The sequence below is a fragment of the Herbiconiux sp. genome, assembly GCF_023264855.1.
GTDB lineage: Bacteria > Actinomycetota > Actinomycetes > Actinomycetales > Microbacteriaceae > Herbiconiux.
Genome location: NZ_JAHFUW010000024.1, coordinates 35,619 through 57,959, shown reverse-complemented (window position 1 = coordinate 57,959; position 22,341 = coordinate 35,619). Strand labels below are relative to the sequence as shown.

The window sequence follows — 22,341 nt, the reverse complement described above, 5'->3', positions numbered from 1 at the left end:
AGGCCGGCCAGCGGCCGACGACAAGAAGGGCGCCCACCGTGAGCGACACGAACAACCCCACACCCTCCGCCGGAGAGCCGCCGGTTCCCCCGGTCACCCCGTCGGAGCCGGCTTCGACCCCGCCCGCCGCGCCCACCCCGCCGGCGGCCCCTGTTCCGCCGAGCGCTCCGCCGGCGCCGCCCGCGCCCTCCTACGGGGCACCGAGCTACCCGCAGCAGCCGGCCGCTCCGGCCTACGGGCAGCCCGCTCCGGCCTACCAGCAGGCGCAGCAGCAGCCCCCGGCCGGCGGGTACCAGACGCCGCCTCCTGGCTACCAGCCTCCCGCGCAGCAGTACTACGGCTACCAGCAGCCCGCCGCCGCGCCGTACAACACCCTGGCCATCATCACGATCATCCTGGCCTTCGTGTTCTCGATCGCCGGCATCGTGACGGGGCACATCTCGCTCAAGCAGATCGACCGCACGGGAGAGCAGGGCCGGGGGCTCGCGAAGGCGGGCTTGATCCTGTCGTACGTGTTCACCGGTCTTTGGGTGATCGGCATCATCATCTACATCGTCGTGATCGTGCTGGTGGTCGCGGCCGCCGGGACGAGCGGGTACTACTCGTATTGAACGGTTGATCGCACGACCGAGAGCGCGGCGCTCCCTCCTCGGAGGGGCGCCGCGTTCGTCATTCCCGCACGCGGTCGACCAGGAGGGCCTCGTGCGCGCCGGCGACGCGGGTGAGGATGAGCGTCGCCGACTCGGGGCCCTTGAGGCCGAGCCGGGTGCGCAGCGCGGCCGGATCCACGTCGATGCCGCGCTTCTTGATCTCGAGCGTGCCGATCCGGCGCTCGCGCAGGGCCTTCTTGAGGGCCGCCTCGCCGGCGGGCAGGCGCTCGCGAACCCGGAACGCGGCGGCGAAGGGCGAGTCGACGCGCTCGTCGCCGGTGAGGTACGCGATGCCGGCCGACAGCATCCCAGCGTTCAGCCGCCCGGCCAGGTCGCCGATCAGGCGAGAACGGATGACGGCGCCGTCGGGCTCGTAGACGTACGCGCCGAGCTCGCGCACCTCGGCATCGGCACTGTCGGCGCCGGCCGTCAGCTCATCGGTGCCGCTCGCGTGCAGCACCAAGGCCGAACGACGGATGCCGGGCCGGGCGAGTGACCCCGACCACAGGCCCATCTCGACCAGCTGGCCGTCGACCGAGACCCACTGGGCCTCCATCGAGGCCGGGATCAGCGAGCGATCGAAGCCCGGGCCCAGTTTGATGCCCGTGGGCAGGCGTTCGGCGAGACCGAACGCGAACCCGATCGAGGGCGAGTAGTCGGCGGCATCCGTGAGCCGGCTGGTCTCGCCGGTTCCGGAGGTGCGGCGGGCCGGATCGAGGTAGACGCCGTCGAACCCGTCGAGGTCGAACGACTCGGCATCCGCCAGGCGCACGTCGGCGCCCTCGAAGCCGGCCAGGTTGTAGGCGGCGACGGCGGCGGTCACCTCGTCGCGCTCGACGCCGACCACGGGGATGCCCAGGGCGGCCAGCGAGAGGGCGTCGGCACCGATGCCGCAGCCCAGGTCGGCCACCTTGGTGACGCCGGCGTCGCGGAAGCGGCCGGCGTGCAGCGCCGAGACGCGCAGACGGGTGGCCTGCTCGAGGCCGGCCTGGGTGTAGAGCAGACGGTCGGCGAAGCCGCCGAACTTGGCCTTCGCCTTCTCGCGCAGGCGCGACTGGGTGAGAACGGCGGCGACCAGCTCGGGGGAGTGGCCGGCCTTTCTGAGGGCGCTGACCTGGCCCACCGCATCCTTCGCCGAATAGGGCGGGAGCGAGTCGAGCAGGCGTAGGCCCTCGGCGGTGAACAGGAGCGTGAGCTCGGCGGAGTCCATCCGGCAACCGTAGCAAGCACGGGGTGCGTCATTGTCTGGCACTCACGTTGCGCGAGTGCCAGCGCTGCCTCTAAACTCGACTTAGCACTCTCGGAGTGAGGGTGCTAACCAGACGTTTTTGTAACTGAGAAAGAAGAGGTCAACCGTGTCGGTCTCCATCAAGCCGCTCGAGGATCGCATCGTCATCAAGCAGGTCGAAGCCGAGCAGACCACGGCTTCCGGTCTGGTCATCCCTGACACCGCGAAAGAGAAGCCTCAGGAAGGCGAAGTCGTCGCCGTCGGCCCCGGCCGCATCGACGACAACGGCAACCGCGTTCCGCTCGACGTCGCCGTCGGCGACAAGGTCATCTACTCCAAGTACGGCGGAACCGAGGTCAAGTACGCCGGTGAGGACTTCCTGGTCCTCTCCGCGCGCGACGTGCTCGCCGTCGTCGTCCGCTGAGTCCAGCGTTCGATTCAGAACCCGGGTGGCTTCGGCCATCCGGGTTCTGTGCGTTTCCGGGGCGCCGCCCGCGAGTAGAGTGACGCGGTGCCCCCGCGATCCCCGAACCGACTCGACATCGGGGGATCCGAAGCCGAGCGCCGCCGATCGGGGCTGATCCGGGCTCTCGGCGCCTACGTGCTCTGGGGCCTGTTCCCGCTCTACTTCTTGCTGATGCGGCCGGCCGGAGCCTTCGAGGTGATCGGCTGGCGCATCCTGTTCTCGCTGGTGTTCTGCGCCGTACTGCTCACGGTGACCCGCGGGTGGAAGCCCTTTCTGGCCATCGCCCGTCAGCCTCGGCTGCTGCTGGTCATGGGCCTCGCCGGGGCGCTGATCTACGTCAACTGGTCGGTGTACATCATCGCCACCCTCTCCGACCATGTGGTGGAGAGTTCGCTCGGGTACTTCATCAACCCGCTGGTGACGGTGCTGCTCGGTGTGGTGGTGCTGCGCGAGCGCCTGCGCTGGATGCAGTGGCTGGCCATCGCGGTGAGTGCCGTCGCCGTGCTCGTGCTGGCCGTCGGCTACGGAGCGGTGCCGTGGATCGCGCTGATCCTGGCCGGCACGTTCGGCGCCTACGGGCTGGTGAAGAAGAAGGTCGGGCCGCGGGTGGACGCGGTCAGCGGACTGACGCTGGAGACCGCCTGGCTCGCACCGGTCGCGACCGTGCAGCTGATCGTCGTGGCGCTGGGGCCGGGGCTCGTGTTCGGCACCCTCGGCGCCGGGCACGCCCTCATCCTGGCCTCGTCGGGCATCGCCACCGTGGTGCCCTTGCTGCTGTTCGCGTCGGCGGCCCGGCGCCTTCCGCTGGTGTACCTCGGGCTCGTGCAGTACATCGCGCCGCTGCTGATGTTCCTGGCCGGAGTGCTGGTGCTGCACGAGCCGATGCCGCCGGAGCGGCTCGCCGGGTTCGTGATCGTATGGGCCGCGCTGGTCATCCTGGTGATCGACGGCGTGCGGGCCTCGCGTCGCACGCGGGACGCGGGTGCGGCGGAGGCGTCGAGCGGCCCGGAGATCGACCCGGTCTAGGGCGATACAGTGATCGGAGTATGACTACCCCGTTCGCCCCGGGCCCGCCCCGCCCGGCATCCGCTGCAGCCGACCGGTTCGCCGTGCCGCGCGGTGTGATCGCCGGTGCACTCGGAATCGCATCGCTGCTGGTGCTGAGCGGATGCTTCGCCGGCGGCTCCGACGCCGCGAACGACTCTGCTGCGCCCGCGCCGATCGCGACCATGGCGCAGCCCATGCCGAGCGGCGACGGCACCCTCGTGATCGGGGCCGTGGTGCCGCTGACGGGCGCGGAGGGCTCGTTCGGCGCGGCCGAGCTCGCCGGAGTGCAGCTCGCCGCGCGCGACATCGGCGAGGCGGGTGGTTTCGGCGGCGGGAGCGTGCTCGTGCTGCACGCGGATGCCGGCGACACGAGCACGACGCAGACGGCCGACGGGGTCGCGGCACTGATCGGGCGGGGCGCCGATGCTCTGGTGGGGCCGAGCCGACCCGGCCTGCAGGCGCCGTTCGCGGACGCCGCGGTCGCCGCCGGGCTGCCGGGCCTGAGCGCGGTCGGGGAGCCGGTCGCTGTCGACGAGTCGTTCGCCGCCCGGCTGCGCTCGGCCGATCCCACCCTCTCCGACACCCGGTTCGGGGCGGAGAGCTACGACGCCGCTGTGATGATCGCCTTGGCGGCGACGATGGCGGGCGACGACGGCCCGGCCTCCATCGCCCAGTTCCTCCCCGCCGTGACCTCGGGCAGCGTGGCCTGCTCGAGCTACGGCGCCTGCCTGGATGCGCTCGGCGCACAGACCGGCATCCGCTACTCCGGCGTCTCCGGAACCCTCGGGATCGCGCAGGTCACCGGGAGGTAACGATTCGGCCGTGTTACACGGCTGTAACACCGATGTATTGTCTGGGCACCCAATGCCGCATAACGTGAATCCACGGTCGATTCCACGAATCCGCCGAGAATCTGCACACAATCACATAAGGAGCACCATGAGCGTATTTGCGAAGGCCAAGGTCTCGCGCTCGAAGCCCCTCTCCATCGTTGCGGGCGTTGCCGCGTTCAGTGCCGGCGCTCTGCTGCTGGCATCGTGCGCATCGTCGCCGAGCACCGACGGCGGAGAGACCACGGCGGCAGCAGCCATCTGTGGCCCGGATGCGGCCACCGCAGCGGCCGACATCACCGCTGAGGCACCGGCCGCGAAGATCGACCGTGCCACCAGCCTCAAGCTCGGCTCGATCCTGCCGACCACCGGCAGCCTGGCCTTCCTCGGCCCGCCCGAGATCGCGGGTGTCGACCTCGCCGTCGACGAGATCAACGCGTCGACCGCCGGCGTGCTCGGCGGCAACGTCGAGGTCATCCACCGCGACTCCGGTGACACCACGACCGACATCGCGACCCAGTCGGCGACCGACCTGCTCAGCCAGGGCGTCTCCGGCATCGTCGGTGCCGCCTCGTCGGGTGTCTCGTTCACCTTCATCGACCAGGTGACCGGTGCCCAGGTCGTCCAGATCTCGCCGGCGAACACCTCGCCCGACTTCTCGACCTACGCCGACGGCGGGTACTACTTCCGTACCGCTCCCTCCGACGTGCTGCAGGGCCGCGTGCTCGGCAACCTGATGGTCAACGACGGCAACACCAACATCGGCATCATCTACCTCAACGACGCTTACGGATCCGGTCTCGAAGAGAACGTCTCCAAGGCCGTCGAGGCCGCCGGTGGAACCGTCGTCGCCGCTGAGGCCTTCAACGAGGGCGACAGCCAGTTCTCGTCGCAGATCGACGCGGTCGTGGCCGAAGACCCCGACGCCATCGCGGTGATCGCCTTCGACCAGACCAAGGTCATCATCCCCGAGCTCGTCGGAACCAAGGGCTTCGACGGCAGCAAGGTCTACTTCGTGGACGGCAACCTGTCGAACTACGACGAGGACTTCGACGCCGGAACCCTGAACTGCGCCAAGGGCACGCTCCCCGGCGTTCTCGCCGACGACGCGTTCAAGGCCAAGCTGCTCGGTGTGAACCCCGACCTGAACGACTTCAGCTACGCCGCTGAGTCGTACGACGCGGTCAACCTGATGGCCCTCGCGGCCATCGCGGGTGGCTCGGCGACCGGTCCGGTCATCCAGGCCAACATGCAGGCCGTCTCGGAGGGGGGCACCAAGTGCACCACCTTCTCCGAGTGCGCCGACCTGCTGGCGGCGGGCACCGACATCGACTATGACGGCGTCTCCGGACCCATCACCTTCGATGACAACGGCGACCCGACCGAGGCCTACATCGGTATCTACCAGTACGGCCAGGACAACACCTACGCGCCGCTGAACGTCGAGTTCGGTTCGCTCGCGGAGTAGTCCTCCCGAACAGCGGAAGGCCCGGCCCCTCTTCGGAGGGTGCCGGGCCTTTCTGCGTCTGCGGTGCTAGAGCCGGGAGGCGTGGCCGACGAGCAGGGCGATGCGATCCCAGGTGGCGGCGTGATCGAAGGCGAAGGGCTCGAGGGTGTGCACGAGGACTGAGCCTCCACCCGCCTCGACGTGGGCCGTGGGCTCGGCGGCCGGGGCCGGGCGGCGCGCCCAGCCCGGGGGAGCGGATGCGGCATCCGGAACCGGCCCCAGGATGAGGTAGCCGGTCAGCACCCGCGACCAGGGACACGAATAGCGGGTGCGGCATGCGAAGTTGCCGATCTCGAGGCGACGGCCGTCGTGGCCGCCCCGGAACCGCCGCAGCGTGCGACCTCGGTGGCCGACCCCGAACAGCCCGGCCGCCGCAGGCGGGCCCGGGGCGCCACGGTCGTAGACGAACCCGTTCCGTGCCGCAAATGCCCGCAGACGGGCTTCACGGGGGCCGGAGAGGGTGAGGGGTGCGATGTCGGGGGAGAACGCCAGAAGGGTGGTCACCTCGCGAGACTATGTCCGCGGAGGCGACCACCCTTCTGAGCAGTTGCTACCTATTTCGGCGGGAGAACCTAGTGGCCCTGGTCGGCCGCCAGGGTGCCGAGGTAGAGCTCGATGACCTTCGGGTCTTTCATCAGCTCGCGGCCGGTGCCCGTGTAGGCGTCGCGGCCCTGGTCGAGCACATACGCGCGGTCGCAGATCTGCAGGCAGCGGCGGGCGTTCTGCTCCACCATGATCACCGAGACGCCGGCTCGGTTGATCTGGTGCACCCGCATGAAGGTCTCGTCCTGGCGAACCGGCGAGAGGCCCGCCGAGGGCTCGTCGAGCAGCAGCACCGAGGGCTCCATCATGAGCGCACGGCCCATCGCCACCATCTGGCGCTCACCGCCCGAGAGCGAGCCGGCGCGCTGCTTGCGGCGCTTGCCGAGCTCCGGGAACAGCGTGGTGACGAAGTCGAATCGCTCGGCGAAGATCGACGGCTTCTGGAACAGGCCCATCTCGAGGTTCTCCTCGATCGTCAGGCTCGGGAACACGTTGTTGTTCTGCGGAACCATGCCGACACCCTTGGTGACCAGCTTGTTCGCGCGGAGACCCGTGATGTCCTCGCCCTTCAGGATGACCCGGCCGCTTCGGATCTTGATCTGGCCGAAGATCGCCTTCAGCACCGTCGACTTGCCGGCGCCGTTCGGGCCGATGATGCCGATCAGCTCGCCCGGGTAGGCCTCGATCGTGCAGCCGTTCAGGATGTTGACGCCGGGCAGGTAGCCGCCGACCAGGTTCTCGGTCTTCAGCACCGCCCCGCCGCGGTCGGTGGGGGCGAGCGTGTGTGCACTCGAACCCTCCTCGGCCAGCGTATTGGTCTCGGCGTTCATCTCGTTGGGGTCGATGCTGCTCATCGCTGCTCCTCCTCGCGGCTGGCGGGCGTGACGGGCTCGGCATAGCCGGCCGCCTCGTGCTCGGCCTCGATCTCCGGATGTGCCTCGCGCGCCTTGCGCTCGGCCTCCAGCACCGGGTTGGGCCCGTCCTCCATCAGATCGCCGAGGTCTTCGTCGTGGTGGGCGCCCAGGTAGGCGTCGATCACGGCGGGATCCTTCATGACGGTCTCCGGCGGCCCCTCGGCCACCACGCGGCCCTCGGCCATCACGATCACCCAGTCGGAGATGTGCATGACCATGTGCATGTCGTGTTCGACGAACAGCACCGAGGTGCCGTCGTCCTTGAGGTTCTTGATGTGCCCGAGCAGCGACTGCGTGAGCGCGGGGTTCACGCCCGCCATCGGCTCGTCGAGCATGATCAGCTCGGGGTTCGACATCAGCGCGCGCGCCATCTCGAGCAGCTTGCGCTGGCCTCCCGAGAGCGAGGCCGCGTAGTCCTCGCGCTTGGCGTCGAGCTTGAATCGGGCGAGCAGGTCGTCGGCGCGTGCCGTGTTCTCTTCCTCCTGCTTGCGCCAGAGCGGCTTGACCAGCGAGCTGAACAGGCCCTCGCCGCGCTGCCCGGTGGCACCGAGCAGCATGTTCTGCAGCACGGAGAGGCGGCCCAGCGACTTGGTGAGCTGGAAGGTGCGCACCATGCCGGCCCGCGCCACCTTGAACGCCGGAACGCCGGCGAGCGACTTGCCGTCGAACTCCCACGTTCCGGTGTTCGGCTTGTCGAAGCCGGTGAGCAGGTTGAACATGGTGGTCTTGCCGGCGCCGTTCGGGCCGATCAGGGCCGTGATCTTGCCGCGCGGAATCTCCAGGTGCGCCACGTCGACGGCCTTGAGGCCACCGAACTGACGGGTGACGCTGTCGGCGATGACGATCGGATCGGTCTTGGCGCATCCGGGGCCGACCTCGCCTTTGACGAGCGGATGGGTCTGCGGGACGGCGGTCTGGGAAGAGGGGAGGTTAGACACTGAAGGACAGCTCCTTCTTGTTTCCGAAGATGCCTTGCGGCCTGAAGATGACCAGGAGCATCAGCGCGACACCGACGAGGATGAAGCGGATCTGCCCGGCCTGGGTGGTGGAGATGAAGGTCAGCGCCCCCGACTCGATGGCGCCGTACAGGATGCCCTGGGTGAGCGAGAGCACGACCCAGAAGATCATCGAGCCGACGATGGGCCCGAAGATCGTGGCCGCGCCGCCCAGCAGCATGATCGTCCAGATGAAGAAGGTGAGGCCGGTGGTGTAGTTCGCCGGCTGCACCGCCCTCGGCAGGATGAATACGATGCCGGCCACGGAGCCCATGACACCACCGATGACGAGCGCCTGCATCTTGTAGGAGTAGACGTTCTTGCCGAGGCTGCGCACGGCATCCTCGTCTTCCCGGATTCCCTTGACCACACGGCCCCAGGGGCTGCGCATCAAGAGGAACACCAGCACGCTGGCGAGGATGACGAGCGCCCAGCCGACGATCCGCACCCACCAGTCGTACTCGTTGTAGGTGAACGGACCGAAGCCGTAGGTGCCCTGCGGGATCGGGTTGATCGCCGCGAAGGTGCCCTTGAAGCCGGAAAGGCCGTTGGCCGCACCCGTGAAGTCGGTCAGCCCCGTCGTGGTGACGATGTACCGCACCACCTCGGCGGAGGCGATGGTGACGATCGCCAGATAGTCGGCCCGCAGTCGCAGTGTCGGGATGCCCAGGATGAACGCGAAGATCACCGAGCAGATGATGGCGCTGAGCACGGCGACGATGATCGGCGCCCCGGCCAGCGTCGGGATCGCGAACGCGTACGCACCGATCAGGAGGAAGGCCGCCTGGCCGAAGTTCAGCAGGCCGGTGTAGCCGAAGTGCACGCCCAGGCCGATGGCCGCGAGGGCGTAGGCCGCGGTGGTCGGTGAGATGATCTCGCCGACGGCGTTTCCGAAGATGTTTCCCCAGTCCATGAGTCTCTCCTCCCTTAACCGATTCGTTCTTTGCGGCCGAGGATGCCCTGGGGCCGTACGAGCAGCACCACGATCAGCACCACGAGGGCTGCCGCGTACTTGAGGTCGGCGGGGATGAACAGCGTCGAGAGTTCGACGAAGAGTCCCACCACGATCGAGCCGACGAGCGCGCCGTAGGCCGATCCGAGTCCGCCGAGGGTGACGGCCGCGAACATCAGCAGCAGCACCTGGAAGCCCATGTCCCACGACACCTGGCGGTACAGCGCCAGCATCACGCCGGCGAGGGCGGCCAGGGCGCCGGCGAGAACCCAGACGATGCGGATGATGCGGTCGACGTCGATTCCGGATGCGGCCGCCAGCGACGGGTTGTCGCTCACCGCCCGGGTCGCCTTGCCGATGCGGGTGCGGGTGAGGAACAGGCCCACCAGCAGCAGCGCCACGATGGAGATCACCATGCTGATGATGGAGCCGGTGGTGATGCGCACGGGGCCCAGCACCACGACATCCGACAGCCCGACGCTCATCGTCTTGGTGTCGCCGCCGATGTTGAAGAGGTAGAGGTAGCGAACTGCGATGGCCAGACCGATCGACACGATCATCGCCTGGACGAGCTTCACCCCCTTTCGCCTCAAGGGTCTCCAGAGCAACCAGTCGTTGAGGTAGCCGAAGACGCCGCCGAGCACGAGCGCGATGACCATCGCCACGAAGATGTTGAGGCCGAGCAGCACCGCGAACACCCAGGCGACGATGGCGCCGAAGGTCACCATCTCGCCGTGCGCGAAGTTGTTGAGACCGGTGGTGCCGAAGATCAGCGTGATGCCGATGGCCGCCAGGGCGATCAGCAGGCCGAAGTTGAGGCCGGCCGCGAGGCGCTGCAGGAACTGCTCGAAGAAGCCCGTCGTCTGCCGGGTGTCCGCACCCAAGGGGAACGAGCGGGTGATCGTGTTCACCTGCCACTCGTCGGCGGCCACCGTGGCGGTCGACTTGTCGGCGTCGCGCAGGGCCACCCCCTCGGGGAGCGTGTCGACGTCGAGGGTGACGGTGTACTCGCCCTTCTCGGGCACGACGACCGACCAGCGGCCGGTGTCGTCGGTGGTGGCGACCTCGCTGAAGCCGCCGCCCTCCACCGTGATCTCGGCGCCGGTGACGAGGGTGTCGCCGTCGCGCAGGATGCCGGTGATCGTGTACGTGTTGGTGAAATCACCCGATTGTGTCGGGGCGGGAGTGGGCACCGGGGTGGTGGCCGCGTTCGCGGTCAGCGCCCCTGATCCGAGCACGACACCCAGACACAGCGCTAGGGCTGTGAGGATCATCGTGACGAGTCGGACTCCTGGTCCGATGCGGATTCCTGCGATCAAGTCAGCACCTCCTGGTGGGAGAAACCCGGGTGCAGCGGGCTTCTCCGTGGCTATGGTCGTAGCGACTTTGCTAGACCATACAGTCGAAATGTGTCCACGGTGTTTCGAGTGGACACCTCTTTCGGCTGTCGTCATTTCTACACGGAATACCGCGCAGTTCCTAACGGTTACGATTGACCTAGGCGTTGGGCGTGAGGAGATGTATGGACCAGGCGGATCCGTTCGGTTTTGTGGGGCTGACCTATGACGACGTGATGCTCCTGCCGGGGCACACCGACGTCATCCCGAGCGAGGCCGACACCACGTCCCGCCTCACCAAGCGGATCGATGTGGCCACTCCGCTGCTCTCCGCCGCGATGGACACCGTCACCGAATCGCGGATGGCCGTAGCCATGGCGCGCCAGGGCGGCCTGGGCATCCTGCACCGCAACCTCTCCATCTCCGACCAGGCCGAGCAGGTCGACCGGGTGAAGCGCAGCGAGTCGGGCATGGTGACCGATCCGGTGACCACGACTCCGGATGCGACCGTGGCCGAGGTCGACGCCCTGTGCGGCGTGTACCGCGTCTCGGGACTGCCCGTGGTCGACGGCCAGGGCGTGCTCGTGGGCATCATCACGAACCGCGACATGCGCTTCGTCTCCCAGTTCGAGAAGTCGACCACGCTCGTGCGCGACGTCATGACGAAGATGCCCCTCATCACCGCGCGGGTGGGCGTCGACCCGGATGACGCGGTCGCCATCTTCGCGCAGCACAAGATCGAGAAGCTGCCGATCGTCGACGACGCCGGGCGCCTCTCCGGCCTCATCACCGTCAAGGACTTCGACAAGAGCGAGAAGTACCCGAACGCCACCAAGGATTCCGCGGGCCGCCTGCGCGTCGGAGCCGCCATCGGCTTCTTCGGCGACGCCTGGCAGCGCGCCACCAACCTGCTCGACGCGGGCGTCGACGTGATCGTCGTCGACACCGCGAACGGCGACAGCGCGGGCGTGCTCGACATCATCCGCCGGCTCAAGAGCGACCCGGCCTTCGCCGACGTCGACGTGATCGGCGGCAACGTGGCCACCCGCTCGGGCGCCCAGGCGCTCGTCGAAGCCGGTGCCGACGCCATCAAGGTGGGCGTGGGCCCCGGCTCCATCTGCACCACCCGCGTGGTGGCCGGTGTGGGCGTGCCCCAGGTCACCGCCGTGTACGAAGCCTCGCTGGCCGCGCGCGAGGCGGGTGTTCCCGTGATCGCCGACGGCGGCCTGCAGTACTCGGGCGACATCGCGAAGGCCCTCGTGGCCGGTGCCGACACCGTGATGCTCGGCTCGCTGCTCGCGGGCTGCGACGAGAGCCCCGGCGACCTGGTGTTCATCAACGGCAAGCAGTTCAAGAACTACCGCGGCATGGGCTCGCTCGGAGCGCTGCAGACCCGCGGCGAGAAGACCTCGTACTCGAAGGACCGCTACTTCCAATCGGACGTGCCGTCGGACGACAAGCTGATCGCCGAGGGCATCGAGGGCCAGGTGCCCTACCGCGGCCCGCTCGGCAGCGTGGCCTACCAGCTGGCCGGCGGCCTCCGCCAGTCGATGTTCTACGTGGGAGCGCGCACCATCCCCGAGCTCAAGGCGAAGGGCCGCTTCGTGCGGATCACCGCCGCCGGGCTCAAGGAGTCGCACCCGCACGACGTGCAGATGGTCGTCGAGGCCCCCAACTACCGCCGCTAGAGTGCGGGCAGCTGGGCGTCGATGACGGATCTCAGCAGCGCTTCCACCGAGAGCCGACGGTCGTAGGCCGACCAGCGCCGGAGGAAGCGGTGCAGGCCGGGTCCCTCGTCCGAGGGATCGGGCGGAGGCAGCTCGACGTCTTCGGCGTCGTCGCCACCGGGCGGGAAGGCGACCACCTGCCCCACGACCACGGCCAGCACCACGCGGAAGAAGCGGAACGCGGCCTCATCCGGAACACCCGCATCCACCGCGGCCTGCACGAGCTGCTCGGAGACCCAGATGCCCTCCTGGGCGTCGGTGCGGCCGACGCTGATCAGCGGGATGGCCCAGGGGTTCGCGCGCAGGAACGCGTGGAACGACAGCGCTACCGCAAGGGCGCGCTCACGCGGGTCGGCGGGGAGCTCGGGGCGCTCGAGCCGGCCCGACACCTCGTGCAGCACGGCGTGCAGCAGCCGCTCGCGGTTGCCCACGTGGTGGTAGAGCGCCATCGGCGTGACCCCGAGCCGCTCGGCGAGCCGCCGCATCGAGAACGCCTCGGCCCCCTCGTCGGCGATCATCGCCGTGCTCGCCGCGACGATCTGCTCCCGCGTGATCTTGGACATGCGGCCTCCTCCCCGCCGAACCTACCGCCCGCGCCCTCCGATCAGCCTGCCGAGACGCGAATCCAGGTACTGGCGGGCGAAGTGCGGTTCACTCCAGCGATTGTGAGCCCGACCTCCGCCATAGTGCACGAGGTGGCGCTCAGACTCGCTGGAGTGAACCATGCCCACCCTTCAGGCGGGGAAGATCTCGATCACTCCCGGAATGAACCAGACGATGAGGGCCGCAGAGTTGAGCCAGATGGCGACCGCAGGAATCCAGATGTGCCGGGGCTGCGCTCGCGCCATCGCGACTGACCCCGACGCAATGCCAGCGATCGTCAGCGCAGCGATCATGGATTGCCCTGCGGGAAGCATCGAAAAAGGGCCCCAGCTCAGGATTGCGCCGGAATCGTCCGGTACGGACGCCGCGAGCAGAAGCGTGATCACGCCGATCACGACGGGCGCCGCGTAGGCGGCCACGATGAGGCGAGCGACCGGACGCGTCCCGGTGGTGGGGGGAGGAGGTGAAGTGAGCATAGCTCATACTAGGTCATGGCTGTCGGATCCGGGCGGGATCGCGCCCGCCCGATAGGATGAGGCGTGATGGAAATTGAAATCGGCCGGGCCAAGCGTGGGCGCCGCGTCTACTCCTTCGACGACATCGCGGTCGTGCCCTCGCGGCGCACCCGCGACCCGCAAGACGTGTCGGTGAACTGGTCGATCGACGCCTACCAGTTCGACATCCCGGTGCTCGCCGCCCCGATGGACTCCGTCGTCTCGCCGCAGACCGCCATCATGATCGGGCAGCTCGGCGGCCTGGGCGTGCTCGACCTCGAGGGGCTGTGGACGCGTTACGAGGACCCCGAGCCGCTGCTGGCCGAGATCCGCGACCTGCCGGAGGGCCAGGCGACCGAGCGGATGCAGCAGATCTACTCCGAGCCGATCAAGCCCGAGCTGGTCACCGCCCGCCTGGCCGAGATCCGGGCATCCGGAGTCACCGTCGCCGGAGCGCTCTCGCCCCAGCGCACCCAGGAGCTGTACGAGACCGTGGTCGCCGCCGGCGTCGACCTGTTCGTCATCCGCGGCACCACCGTCTCGGCCGAGCACGTGTCGAAGACCGTCGAACCGCTGAACCTCAAGAAGTTCATCTACGAGCTCGACGTTCCCGTGATCGTGGGCGGCGCCGCCACCTACACCGCGGCCCTGCACCTCATGCGCACGGGCGCCGCCGGTGTGCTCGTGGGCTTCGGCGGGGGAGCCGCCTCCACCACCCGCGCCACCCTCGGCATCCACGCCCCGATGGCCACCGCCGTCGCCGACGTGGCCGGCGCCCGCCGCGACTACATGGACGAGTCCGGCGGCCGCTACGTGCACGTCATCGCCGACGGCGGCCTCGGCACCTCCGGCGACATCGTGAAGGCCATCTCGGTCGGCGCCGACGCCGTCATGCTCGGCACCGCGCTCGCCCGGGCGACGGATGCTCCCGGCGGCGGCTACCACTGGGGCCCCGAGGCGCACCACTCGCAGCTGCCCCGCGGCAACCGCGTGCACGTGGGCCAGGTCGCCCCGCTCGAGCAGATCCTCTACGGCCCCTCGCCCGTCGCCGACGGCACCGCCAACTTGATCGGCGCCCTGCGCCGCTCGATGGCGACCACCGGCTACTCCGACCTCAAGGAGTTCCAGCGGATCGAAGTCGTGGTCGCCCCCTACCGGGTCGACTAGAGCATGACTAGCGTGGAGAGGGCACGCAGCTAGCTCACCAACGAAGGAGAGTCTCATGGCCACCAGCCCCACCTCGGTTTCGCATCCGACCAAGATCGGTCCGGAAGAGCGCGCGGCCGCCATCGAGACGCTCAAGACCAAAGAGCTCGACATCCTCGTGGTCGGCGGCGGCATCGTCGGCACCGGCAGCGCTCTGGATGCGGCGACCCGGGGCCTGCGCGTCGGCATGGTGGAGGCGCGGGACTGGGCCTCCGGCACCTCGAGCCGCTCGTCGAAGCTCGTGCACGGCGGCATCCGGTACCTCGAGCAGCTCGACTTCCGGCTGGTGCGCGAAGCGCTCACCGAGCGCGGCCTGCTGCTGCAGCGCATCGCGCCGCACCTGGTGAAGCCCGTACGGTTCCTCTACCCGCTGAACAAGCGCGTGTTCGAGCGCGTCTACATCGGCGCCGGGATGCTGCTGTACGACATCTTCAGCTACTCGGGGGGCCGCCCTCCCGGGGTCCCGCATCACCGCCACCTGTCGCGCAAGCAGGTTCAGCAGCTCATGCCGAGCCTGGCCAAAGACGCCCTGATCGGCGGGATCACCTACTACGACGCCCAGGTCGACGACGCCCGTTACGTGGCGAGCCTCGCCCGCACCGCCGCCTCCTACGGCGCGCACGTCGCCAGCCGGGTGCAGGTCGAGGGCTTCCTCAAGGTCGGCCAGCGGGTCGTCGGCGTGAAAGCGCACGACCTCGAGACCGGTGAGAAGTTCGAGATCAAGGCGAAGCAGGTCGTGAACGCGACCGGTGTGTGGACCGACGACACCCAGGCCATGGTGGGCGAGCGCGGGCAGTTCAAGGTGCGCGCCTCCAAGGGCATCCACCTCGTCGTGCCGCGCGATCGGTTCCAGGGCAAGTCGGGTCTCATCCTGCGCACCGAGAAGAGCGTGCTCTTCGTCATCCCGTGGGGTCGCCACTGGCTGATCGGCACCACCGACACCGACTGGCACCTCGACAAGGCGCATCCGGCCGCCACCGCCGCCGACATCGACTACTTGCTCGCGCACGTGAACAAGGTGCTCGCGGTTCCGCTCACGCGCGAAGACGTCGAGGGCGTGTACGCGGGCCTGCGGCCGCTACTGGCCGGCGAGAGCGAGCAGACCTCGAAGCTCTCGCGCGAGCACCTGGTGGCGCACTCGGTTCCCGGCCTCGTGGTGATCGCGGGCGGCAAGTGGACGACCTATCGCATCATGGCGAAGGATGCCATCGACGCCGCCGTCTCGGCGCTCGACGGCAAGATCTCGCCCTCGGTGACCCAGGACATCGGGCTGCTCGGCGCCGAGGGCTACCAGGCCGCCTGGAACAAGCGCTCGAAGATCGCGCGCAAGTTCGGTGTGCACACCGTGCGCATCGAGCACCTGCTGAACCGCTACGGAACGCTGACGGATGAGCTGCTCGACCTCATCCTCGCCGACCCGACGCTCGCCGAGCCGCTGCCGGGTGCCGACGACTACATCGGCGCCGAGGTGGTCTACGCGGCCTCGCACGAGAGCGCGCTGCACCTGGACGACGTACTCGCCCGGCGCACCCGCATCTCGATCGAGGCCTGGGACCGCGGCGTCTCGGCCGCTCCCGTCGCCGCCGCCCTGATGGGCGGAGTGCTCGGCTGGGACCAGGAGACCATCGACCACGAGGTCGCGGTCTATCTCGAGCGCGTCACCGCGGAACGTGCGAGCCAGGAGCAGCCCGACGACGAGTCGGCCGAGCGCATCCGCCTCGAGGCCCCTGACATCGTCCCGACCAACTGACCTCGCACGCTCAGCGCGAACAGGGCCCCCGCTCCGGCGGGGGCTCTCCTGCGCTCGGCTAAACTGATGACACCGCCATTCGGATCGAGCCCATCCGAAGCATCGCGGTGACAGCTGGAGGAGACGGCCATGGTCGACGTGCGGCGCGTGAAGCTTCCCGGAGTCGGGGTACTGCACACCTTCTACACCTCCGACGGCGGCAAGGTGGGCGTGATCGCGCACCGCTCGGGCCACAGCGACCTCATCACCTTCGCCGACGACGAAGACGGTTCGGATGCCACGAAGGTCTCGCTCCGGCTCTCCGAAGACGAGGCCCACACGCTCGCCGAGCTGCTCGGCGGCACCCAGATCACCGAGTCGCTGACGGCGCTCGACCAGATTCCCGGGCTCTCGATCGACTGGTTCACGGTCGACTACGAAGACCACATCGCCGGCCAGCCCCTCGGCTCGCCCGCCGAGCGCGGCATCGCCGGCCTCACGGTCGTGGCCGTGGTGCGCGGCGACTCCGCGAACCCGGCCCCGGCGCCCGACTTCAAGGTCTTCCCCGGTGACACCCTCGTGGTGGCCGGTTCGCCGGAGAAGGTCGCCAAGGCCTTCACCTTCTTCCGCACCGGCGAGATGAAGGCGAAAGCAGGAGCCCTCGACGGTCCGCCCGGAAGCTGAGCCGGCCGTATGCACCTAGGGCCCGACCTCCTCATCCTCGGAATCCTCTTCGTCCTGGCCTACGTGCTGGGGCGACTGGGCAAGTCCATCGGCCTCCCGGCCATCCCGATCTACATGGTCGTGGGGCTCTTGGCGAGCCCGCACTTCGGCTGGTTCCCGCTCTCTTACGAGCACACCGACTACATCGAGCTGATCGCGGTCTTCGGGCTGATCCTGCTGCTGTTCAACCTCGGTCTCGAGTTCGATCAGGACGAGTTCTTCTCCAATGCGGGCAAGCTCGTCATCTCCGGTGGCTCGTACATCGCCATCAACATGCTGGTGGGGCTCGCCTTCGGCTTCATGGTGGGCTGGGGAACCCGTGAGACGCTGATCATCGCGGGCATCACGGCCACCTCCTCGAGTGCGATCGTGACGAAGCTGCTGATCGAGCTGAACCGGCTGGCCAATCGCGAGACGCCGATGATCCTGGGCGTCACCGTGGTCGAAGACCTCTTCATCGCCATCTACCTCGCGATCGTCTCGGTGGTGCTCTCGGGCGAGACCGAGGTGTGGCCGGTGATCGGCAAACTCGGCATCTCGTTCCTGTTCCTGGTGCTGATGTTCGCGGTGGCGCGCTGGGGCGGGAAGTTCGTCTCGCGGCTGTTCCGCACGAAGGACACCGAGCTGTTCACCATCCTGTTCTTCGGGCTGGCGATCATGTTCGGCGGGCTCGGCGAGATCCTCGGGGTGACGGATGCGATCGGCGCGTTCCTGATCGGTCTCGTGCTGGGCGCCACCCGCTACCGCAACCGGATCGAGCAGATCGCGATCCCGCTGCGCGACGTGTTCGGCGCCTTCTTCTTCTTGAACTTCGGGCTGGGCCTGGATCCCTCGAAGTTCCCCGAGGTGATCGGGCCCGTGGCGATCGCCGTGGCGATGACCATCGGGTTGAACATCGTCGCGGGGCAGTTCGTGGCGAGGCTAAACGGGCTCGGGCCGCAGGCGGGCATCAACACGACCGCCATCCTGCAGAACCGGGGCGAGTTCGCGCTCATCCTCGCCACGCTCGCGCTGGCGGCGGGGCTGGATTCGCGCATCCAGCCGTTCGCCGGGCTGTACGTGCTGATCATGGCCATCATCGGGCCGGTGCTCGCCGTCAACTCCGAGCGGATCGGCGCGGTCGTGCTCGGCACGAAACGCAAGAAGGCGGCGGCGCTGGCGGCTGCGGCGGCGTCGTCGGGTGCATCGGGCGGCGTGGTCGGCCGGGGCGGTTCCGACGGCGACCTGTCGGCCGACGAGGCGATCGCGCTCATGGAGGCGGCGGACGGTGACGGGGACGGCGAGCAGCGCGGTGGCCGAACCGGATCCGACCGCGACACCGCCGCAGACGCATCCGGAACCTCCGCGACCCCCGTTCGGTCGGAAGCCGACCGCCTGATCGAGCAGGCGATGCAGCAGTCCGACGGCTATGACGAATACGACGAATACGACACCAAGGCAAGGGACAGCGAGTATTGAGTTCGCCCGCCGGCAGCATCACCGTCTTCAGCGTCATGCGACGCCCCCGCTGGATCGGCGTGCTCGTGCTCGCCCTCGTCGTGGCGGGTATCTTCGCCGCGCTCGGGCAGTGGCAACTGGGCCGCGCCGTGAGCAACGGTGCCGACATCTACTCCGAGACCGAGACCGTGCGCCCGCTCGCCGACGTCACGACCCCGCAGACGCCGGTGCTCGAGTCTCAGGCCGCTCAGCGGGTCACCGTGTCGGGGCATTTCGTGGCCTCGGGCTACGGCATCCTCGCCGACCGGCTCGATGAGGGAACGCCCGGATACTGGGTGATCGGGCAGTTCGAGGTCGACGAGCCGGCCGACACGTACCTCGCCGTGGCCCTGGGCTGGACGGCCGACGGGGAGGCGGCGAGGGCGAGCGCTCTAGCCTTGTCGGAGGGCGCCGGTGCGGTCTCCGAAGAGGTCACCGGCCGGTACCTGCCCACCGAGGCGCCGGCCGCCAGCGATATCGAGAAGCCGATCACCACACCCTCGACGCTCGACGGCCAGCCGCTGGAGACCTCGATGGCCGTGGCCTCGCTGATCAACCGCTGGAGCGAGTTCGACGGGGCGGCGGATGTGTACGGCGGCTACCTGGTGCTGCAGGATGCTCCGCCCGGCCTCACCGCGATCGCCTCGCCCGAGCCCGACCGCTCGGTGCAGCTGAACTGGCTGAACATCTTCTACGCCGCCGAATGGGTGGTGTTCGCGGGCTTCGCGATCTACTTCTGGTACCGGCTCGTGCGCGACGCCTGGGAGCGCGAGCTCGAGGAGGCCGCCGAGGCGTCCGAGGCGTCCGGGGCCTCCGGGGCCGCCGACAGCGCTCCGGATGCGCGGGTATCCTAGATCCATGGCCCTGCAACCCAAACCGAAGGACTTCCCGCGCATCCGCGGAGCGCTGAAGTTCTACCAGGTCGCCTCCGTGATCACGGGCGTGATGCTGCTGCTGCTCTGCGTGGAGATGCTGCTGAAGTACACCCCCATCGGCGTCGAGCTCGAGCTCGGCGGGCCGCGCGGCCTGCTGGCCTTCGTGCCCGAGGGAACCACCGTCGCCGTCAACCTGAGCACGGGCATCCTGATCGCCCACGGCTGGTTCTACGTGGTGTACCTGTTCTCCGACTTCCGGCTGTGGAGCCTCATGCGCTGGCCGTTCCTGCGGTTCGTTCTGATCGCCCTCGGAGGCGTCATCCCGTTCCTCTCCTTCTTCCTCGAAGCGCGGATCGCGCGCGAGGTCAAGGCCTACCTCGCCCAGCGTGAGGCCGGCGCCGCAACCCCCGAACCCGTGGAGGCATCCCATTAGCGGATCAGAGTCCCCTGCCGAGGCGCAGAGCCCTGCCGAGACAGCACCGGCGAACGAGCTGACCCGGCCCGTTCTGGTCGTCGACTTCGGCGCGCAGTACGCGCAGCTGATCGCCCGGCGCGTGCGCGAGGCCAGCGTGTACTCCGAGATCGTGCCGCACTCGATCACCGCCGCCGAGGTGGCCGCGAAGAACCCGGTGGGCATCGTGCTGTCGGGCGGCCCGTCGAGCGTGTACGAAGAGGGCGCTCCGGCGCTCGACCCTGAGATCCTCGAACTCGGCGTTCCCGTGATGGGCATCTGCTACGGCTTCCAGGTGATGGCCAAGGCCCTCGGCGGCGAGGTCGCGAAGACCGGCGCCCGTGAGTACGGCTCCACCGACGTGGCTCTGGATGCCGCCACCGCACCGTCGTCGACGCTGCTCGGCGAGCAGCCCGCGGCGCAGACCGTGTGGATGAGCCACGGCGACTCGGTGGTGCAGGCGCCCGAGGGCTTCGAGGTGCTCGCCAGCACCTCGTCGACCCCGGTGGCCGCGTTCGCCGACTCGTCGCGCGGGCTCTATGGCGTGCAGTGGCACCCCGAGGTGAAGCACTCGCCGTTCGGCCAGAACGTGATCGAGAACTTCTTGCACCGCGCGGCCGGCATCCCGGCCGAGTGGAACCCGGGCAACGTGATCGCCGACCAGGTGGCCGCCATCCGCGCCCAGGTCGGCAGCGGCCGGGTCATCTGCGCGCTCTCCGGCGGGGTCGACTCGGCCGTGGCCGGCGCCCTCGTGCACGAGGCCGTTGGAGACCAGCTGGTGTGCGTGTTCGTCGACCACGGTCTGCTGCGCGAAGGCGAGCGCCGCCAGGTGGAAGAGGACTATGTGGCCTCCACCGGCGTGCGCCTGGTCACCATCGATGCACGCGAGCAGTTCCTGAACGCTCTCGCCGGCGTCAGCGACCCCGAGCAGAAGCGCAAGATCATCGGGCGCGAGTTCATCCGCACCTTCGAGCAGGCCCAGGCCGATCTGCTGGCCGAGGCGGAGGCCGACGGCGATCCGATCCGCTTCCTGGTGCAGGGCACCCTGTACCCCGACGTCGTGGAATCCGGCGGCGGCAGCGGCACCGCGAACATCAAGAGCCACCACAACGTGGGCGGTCTGCCCGAAGACCTGCAGTTCGAACTCGTCGAGCCGCTGCGGGCCCTGTTCAAGGACGAGGTACGGGCCATCGGCCGCGAGCTCGGACTGCCCGAGGTGATCGTGGGGCGCCAGCCGTTCCCCGGCCCCGGTCTCGGCATCCGGATCGTCGGCGAGGTCACCTTCGAGCGCCTCGAGCTGCTGCGCCAGGCCGACGCCATCGTGCGCGCCGAGCTGAGCGCCGCCGGGCTCGACGCCGAGATCTGGCAGTGCCCCGTGGTGCTGCTCGCCGACGTGCGCTCGGTAGGCGTGCAGGGCGACGGGCGCACCTACGGGCACCCCATCGTGCTGCGCCCCGTCTCCAGCGAAGACGCGATGACCGCCGACTGGACGCGCGTGCCGTACGACGTGCTGGCGCGCATCTCGAACCGCATCACGAACGAGGTCTCCGGCGTCAACCGGGTCGTGCTCGACGTGACGTCGAAGCCGCCGGGAACGATCGAGTGGGAGTGATGCTCCGCTGCTGATCGGCGGCAACGAAGAAGGCCCCGTCCATTCGGACGGGGCCTTCTTCGTTGCGCTGCACGGGCCCTCGCGGGCCCGGCGCTAGTTGCGGAAGATCGCGATGATGCGCAGCAGCTCGAGGTAGAGCCAGACCAGCGTGAGCACGAGGCCGAAGGCGCCCGACCACTCGTACTTGCGGGGTGCACCGGCCTTGACGCCGCGCTGGATGGAGTCGAAGTCGAGCACCAGCGAGTAGGCGGCCAGCAGCACGGCCAGCAGGCCGATGATGATGCCGATCGGGAAGCCGCCGATCGTGGCGCCGCGCAGGCCCCACGGGTCGGTGACGGCGCCGGTGACCATCAGGATGAAGTTGAGCAGCGAGAAGACGCCGTAGCCGACCATCGCGATCAGGAAGATCTTCGTCGCGCGCTTGGAGGCACGGATCTTGCCGCTCGCGAAGAGCGCCAGCGTGACGCCGAACACCGCGAAGGTGGCGAGCACGGCCTGCAGCACGATGCCCGACCAGCGCGCCTCGAAGATGCCCGAGATCGCGCCGACCGCGAGGCCCTCGAAGGCCGCGTAGAGCAGGATCAGCGGAACGGAGGGCTCCCGCTTGAACGCGTTCACCAGGCCCAGGATGAGGCCGCCCACCACGCCGCCGATCATCAGGCCGAGGCCGAGCACCGTGGGGGTGGGGAACATGGCGATGAAGCCGATGGCCGCCGTGGCCAGCAGCACCACGAACATGCCGGCCGTCTTCAGGATGACGCCGTCGTAGCTCATCCGCTGCGTGTCGGAGGTGGTGGCGGAGGGCTGCTCGTACATCGACTGCAGACCCTCGGCGGAGATGTTCTGCACCTCTTTGCCGTTGAAGACGGGGTTGCGGGAGAACGCCGGATTGCTGGAAGACGGGGTGGCCATGTCAGTCTCTCTGTCTTGGATGGTGGACTCGGAAAGGTGATCGAGTCTTCCCAGGGTAGTGCAC

22 protein-coding genes are annotated in these 22,341 nt (G+C 68.8%); 13 read left to right on the top strand and 9 right to left on the bottom strand.

Annotation, left to right across the window (positions count from 1 at the left end):
• Positions 1 to 611, top strand: a 611-nt coding sequence (locus Q0D75_RS11340) for a DUF4190 domain-containing protein (protein WP_366513439.1), incomplete at its 5' end; no start/stop codon positions are given.
• 58 nt (positions 612 to 669) lie between these two features.
• Here Q0D75_RS11340 and Q0D75_RS11335 read toward each other — a convergent pair.
• Positions 670 to 1,860: a class I SAM-dependent methyltransferase gene (locus Q0D75_RS11335; protein WP_291053332.1), complete on the bottom strand. Its 1,191-nt coding sequence runs from the start codon at positions 1,858 to 1,860 to the stop codon at positions 670 to 672.
• Between the two features lie 145 nt (positions 1,861 to 2,005).
• Between Q0D75_RS11335 and groES the strand changes: the two genes are divergently transcribed.
• From groES to Q0D75_RS11315, 4 genes are all read left to right on the top strand, one after another.
• Complete coding sequence (groES, locus tag Q0D75_RS11330; protein WP_066041091.1) at positions 2,006 to 2,302, top strand: co-chaperone GroES; 297 nt, start codon at positions 2,006 to 2,008, stop codon at positions 2,300 to 2,302.
• 87 nt (positions 2,303 to 2,389) lie between these two features.
• Positions 2,390 to 3,370 (top strand): EamA family transporter RarD, encoded by a 981-nt coding sequence (gene rarD / locus Q0D75_RS11325; protein ID WP_291053328.1) that lies wholly within the window; start codon positions 2,390 to 2,392, stop codon positions 3,368 to 3,370.
• Between the two features lie 20 nt (positions 3,371 to 3,390).
• Positions 3,391 to 4,203, top strand: coding sequence for an ABC transporter substrate-binding protein (locus Q0D75_RS11320; RefSeq protein ID WP_291053325.1), 813 nt, complete (start codon positions 3,391 to 3,393; stop codon positions 4,201 to 4,203).
• Positions 4,204 to 4,330: 127 nt separating this feature from the next.
• Positions 4,331 to 5,689: an ABC transporter substrate-binding protein gene (locus Q0D75_RS11315; RefSeq protein WP_291053323.1), complete on the top strand. Its 1,359-nt coding sequence runs from the start codon at positions 4,331 to 4,333 to the stop codon at positions 5,687 to 5,689.
• A 66-nt stretch (positions 5,690 to 5,755) separates the two neighbouring features.
• Here Q0D75_RS11315 and Q0D75_RS11310 read toward each other — a convergent pair whose 3' ends face one another.
• The 5 genes from Q0D75_RS11310 to Q0D75_RS11290 form a co-directional block, all read right to left on the bottom strand.
• Positions 5,756 to 6,232, bottom strand: a complete 477-nt coding sequence (locus Q0D75_RS11310; RefSeq protein WP_291053321.1) for a hypothetical protein — start codon at positions 6,230 to 6,232, stop codon at positions 5,756 to 5,758.
• Between the two features lie 68 nt (positions 6,233 to 6,300).
• Positions 6,301 to 7,125, bottom strand: a complete 825-nt coding sequence (locus Q0D75_RS11305) for an ABC transporter ATP-binding protein (protein WP_291053320.1) — start codon at positions 7,123 to 7,125, stop codon at positions 6,301 to 6,303.
• Positions 7,122 to 8,123, bottom strand: a complete 1,002-nt coding sequence (locus tag Q0D75_RS11300) for an ABC transporter ATP-binding protein (RefSeq protein WP_291053317.1) — start codon at positions 8,121 to 8,123, stop codon at positions 7,122 to 7,124. Before Q0D75_RS11300 ends, Q0D75_RS11305 begins: the two co-directional genes overlap by 4 nt.
• Complete coding sequence (locus Q0D75_RS11295) at positions 8,116 to 9,093, bottom strand: branched-chain amino acid ABC transporter permease (protein WP_291053314.1); 978 nt, start codon at positions 9,091 to 9,093, stop codon at positions 8,116 to 8,118. The genes Q0D75_RS11300 and Q0D75_RS11295 overlap by 8 nt, the downstream gene beginning before the upstream one ends.
• A gap of 14 nt (positions 9,094 to 9,107) precedes the next feature.
• Positions 9,108 to 10,406, bottom strand: a complete 1,299-nt coding sequence (locus Q0D75_RS11290; protein ID WP_291053311.1) for a branched-chain amino acid ABC transporter permease — start codon at positions 10,404 to 10,406, stop codon at positions 9,108 to 9,110.
• Positions 10,407 to 10,654: 248 nt separating this feature from the next.
• On the opposite strand from Q0D75_RS11290, the gene guaB reads away from it, so the two are divergent.
• On the top strand, positions 10,655 to 12,157 hold the full coding sequence (gene guaB / locus Q0D75_RS11285) for an IMP dehydrogenase (RefSeq protein WP_291053308.1): 1,503 nt from the start codon (positions 10,655 to 10,657) through the stop codon (positions 12,155 to 12,157).
• Here guaB and Q0D75_RS11280 read toward each other — a convergent pair.
• Both Q0D75_RS11280 and Q0D75_RS11275 read right to left on the bottom strand, forming a co-directional pair.
• Complete coding sequence (locus Q0D75_RS11280; RefSeq protein WP_291053305.1) at positions 12,154 to 12,759, bottom strand: helix-turn-helix domain-containing protein; 606 nt, start codon at positions 12,757 to 12,759, stop codon at positions 12,154 to 12,156. The genes guaB and Q0D75_RS11280 overlap by 4 nt on opposite strands.
• A 171-nt stretch (positions 12,760 to 12,930) precedes the next feature.
• Positions 12,931 to 13,275, bottom strand: a complete 345-nt coding sequence (locus tag Q0D75_RS11275; protein ID WP_291053302.1) for a hypothetical protein — start codon at positions 13,273 to 13,275, stop codon at positions 12,931 to 12,933.
• A 66-nt stretch (positions 13,276 to 13,341) separates the two neighbouring features.
• Between Q0D75_RS11275 and Q0D75_RS11270 the strand changes: the two genes are divergently transcribed.
• The 7 genes from Q0D75_RS11270 to guaA all read left to right on the top strand — a co-directional run bounded on the left by Q0D75_RS11270 (position 13,342) and on the right by guaA (position 21,365).
• Positions 13,342 to 14,460: a GuaB3 family IMP dehydrogenase-related protein gene (locus Q0D75_RS11270; protein WP_291053299.1), complete on the top strand. Its 1,119-nt coding sequence runs from the start codon at positions 13,342 to 13,344 to the stop codon at positions 14,458 to 14,460.
• Positions 14,461 to 14,515: 55 nt separating this feature from the next.
• A complete protein-coding gene (locus Q0D75_RS11265; protein ID WP_291053296.1) occupies positions 14,516 to 16,249 on the top strand; it encodes a glycerol-3-phosphate dehydrogenase/oxidase in 1,734 nt (577 codons plus the stop codon).
• Between the two features lie 129 nt (positions 16,250 to 16,378).
• Positions 16,379 to 16,912 (top strand): TrkA C-terminal domain-containing protein, encoded by a 534-nt coding sequence (locus Q0D75_RS11260; RefSeq protein WP_291053293.1) that lies wholly within the window; start codon positions 16,379 to 16,381, stop codon positions 16,910 to 16,912.
• A 9-nt stretch (positions 16,913 to 16,921) separates the two neighbouring features.
• Entirely contained in the window at positions 16,922 to 18,409 is a 1,488-nt protein-coding gene (locus Q0D75_RS11255) for a cation:proton antiporter (RefSeq protein ID WP_291053290.1), read from the top strand.
• Positions 18,406 to 19,281, top strand: a complete 876-nt coding sequence (locus Q0D75_RS11250; protein WP_291053288.1) for an SURF1 family cytochrome oxidase biogenesis protein — start codon at positions 18,406 to 18,408, stop codon at positions 19,279 to 19,281. The genes Q0D75_RS11255 and Q0D75_RS11250 overlap by 4 nt, the downstream gene beginning before the upstream one ends.
• Before the next feature lie 4 nt (positions 19,282 to 19,285).
• On the top strand, positions 19,286 to 19,735 hold the full coding sequence (locus tag Q0D75_RS11245) for a DUF3817 domain-containing protein (protein WP_291053285.1): 450 nt from the start codon (positions 19,286 to 19,288) through the stop codon (positions 19,733 to 19,735).
• 58 nt (positions 19,736 to 19,793) lie between these two features.
• Complete coding sequence (guaA, locus tag Q0D75_RS11240; protein ID WP_291053338.1) at positions 19,794 to 21,365, top strand: glutamine-hydrolyzing GMP synthase; 1,572 nt, start codon at positions 19,794 to 19,796, stop codon at positions 21,363 to 21,365.
• Between the two features lie 93 nt (positions 21,366 to 21,458).
• Here guaA and Q0D75_RS11235 read toward each other — a convergent pair whose 3' ends face one another.
• Positions 21,459 to 22,277: a Bax inhibitor-1/YccA family protein gene (locus Q0D75_RS11235; protein ID WP_291053282.1), complete on the bottom strand. Its 819-nt coding sequence runs from the start codon at positions 22,275 to 22,277 to the stop codon at positions 21,459 to 21,461.
• Between the last annotated feature and the right edge of the window lie 64 nt (positions 22,278 to 22,341).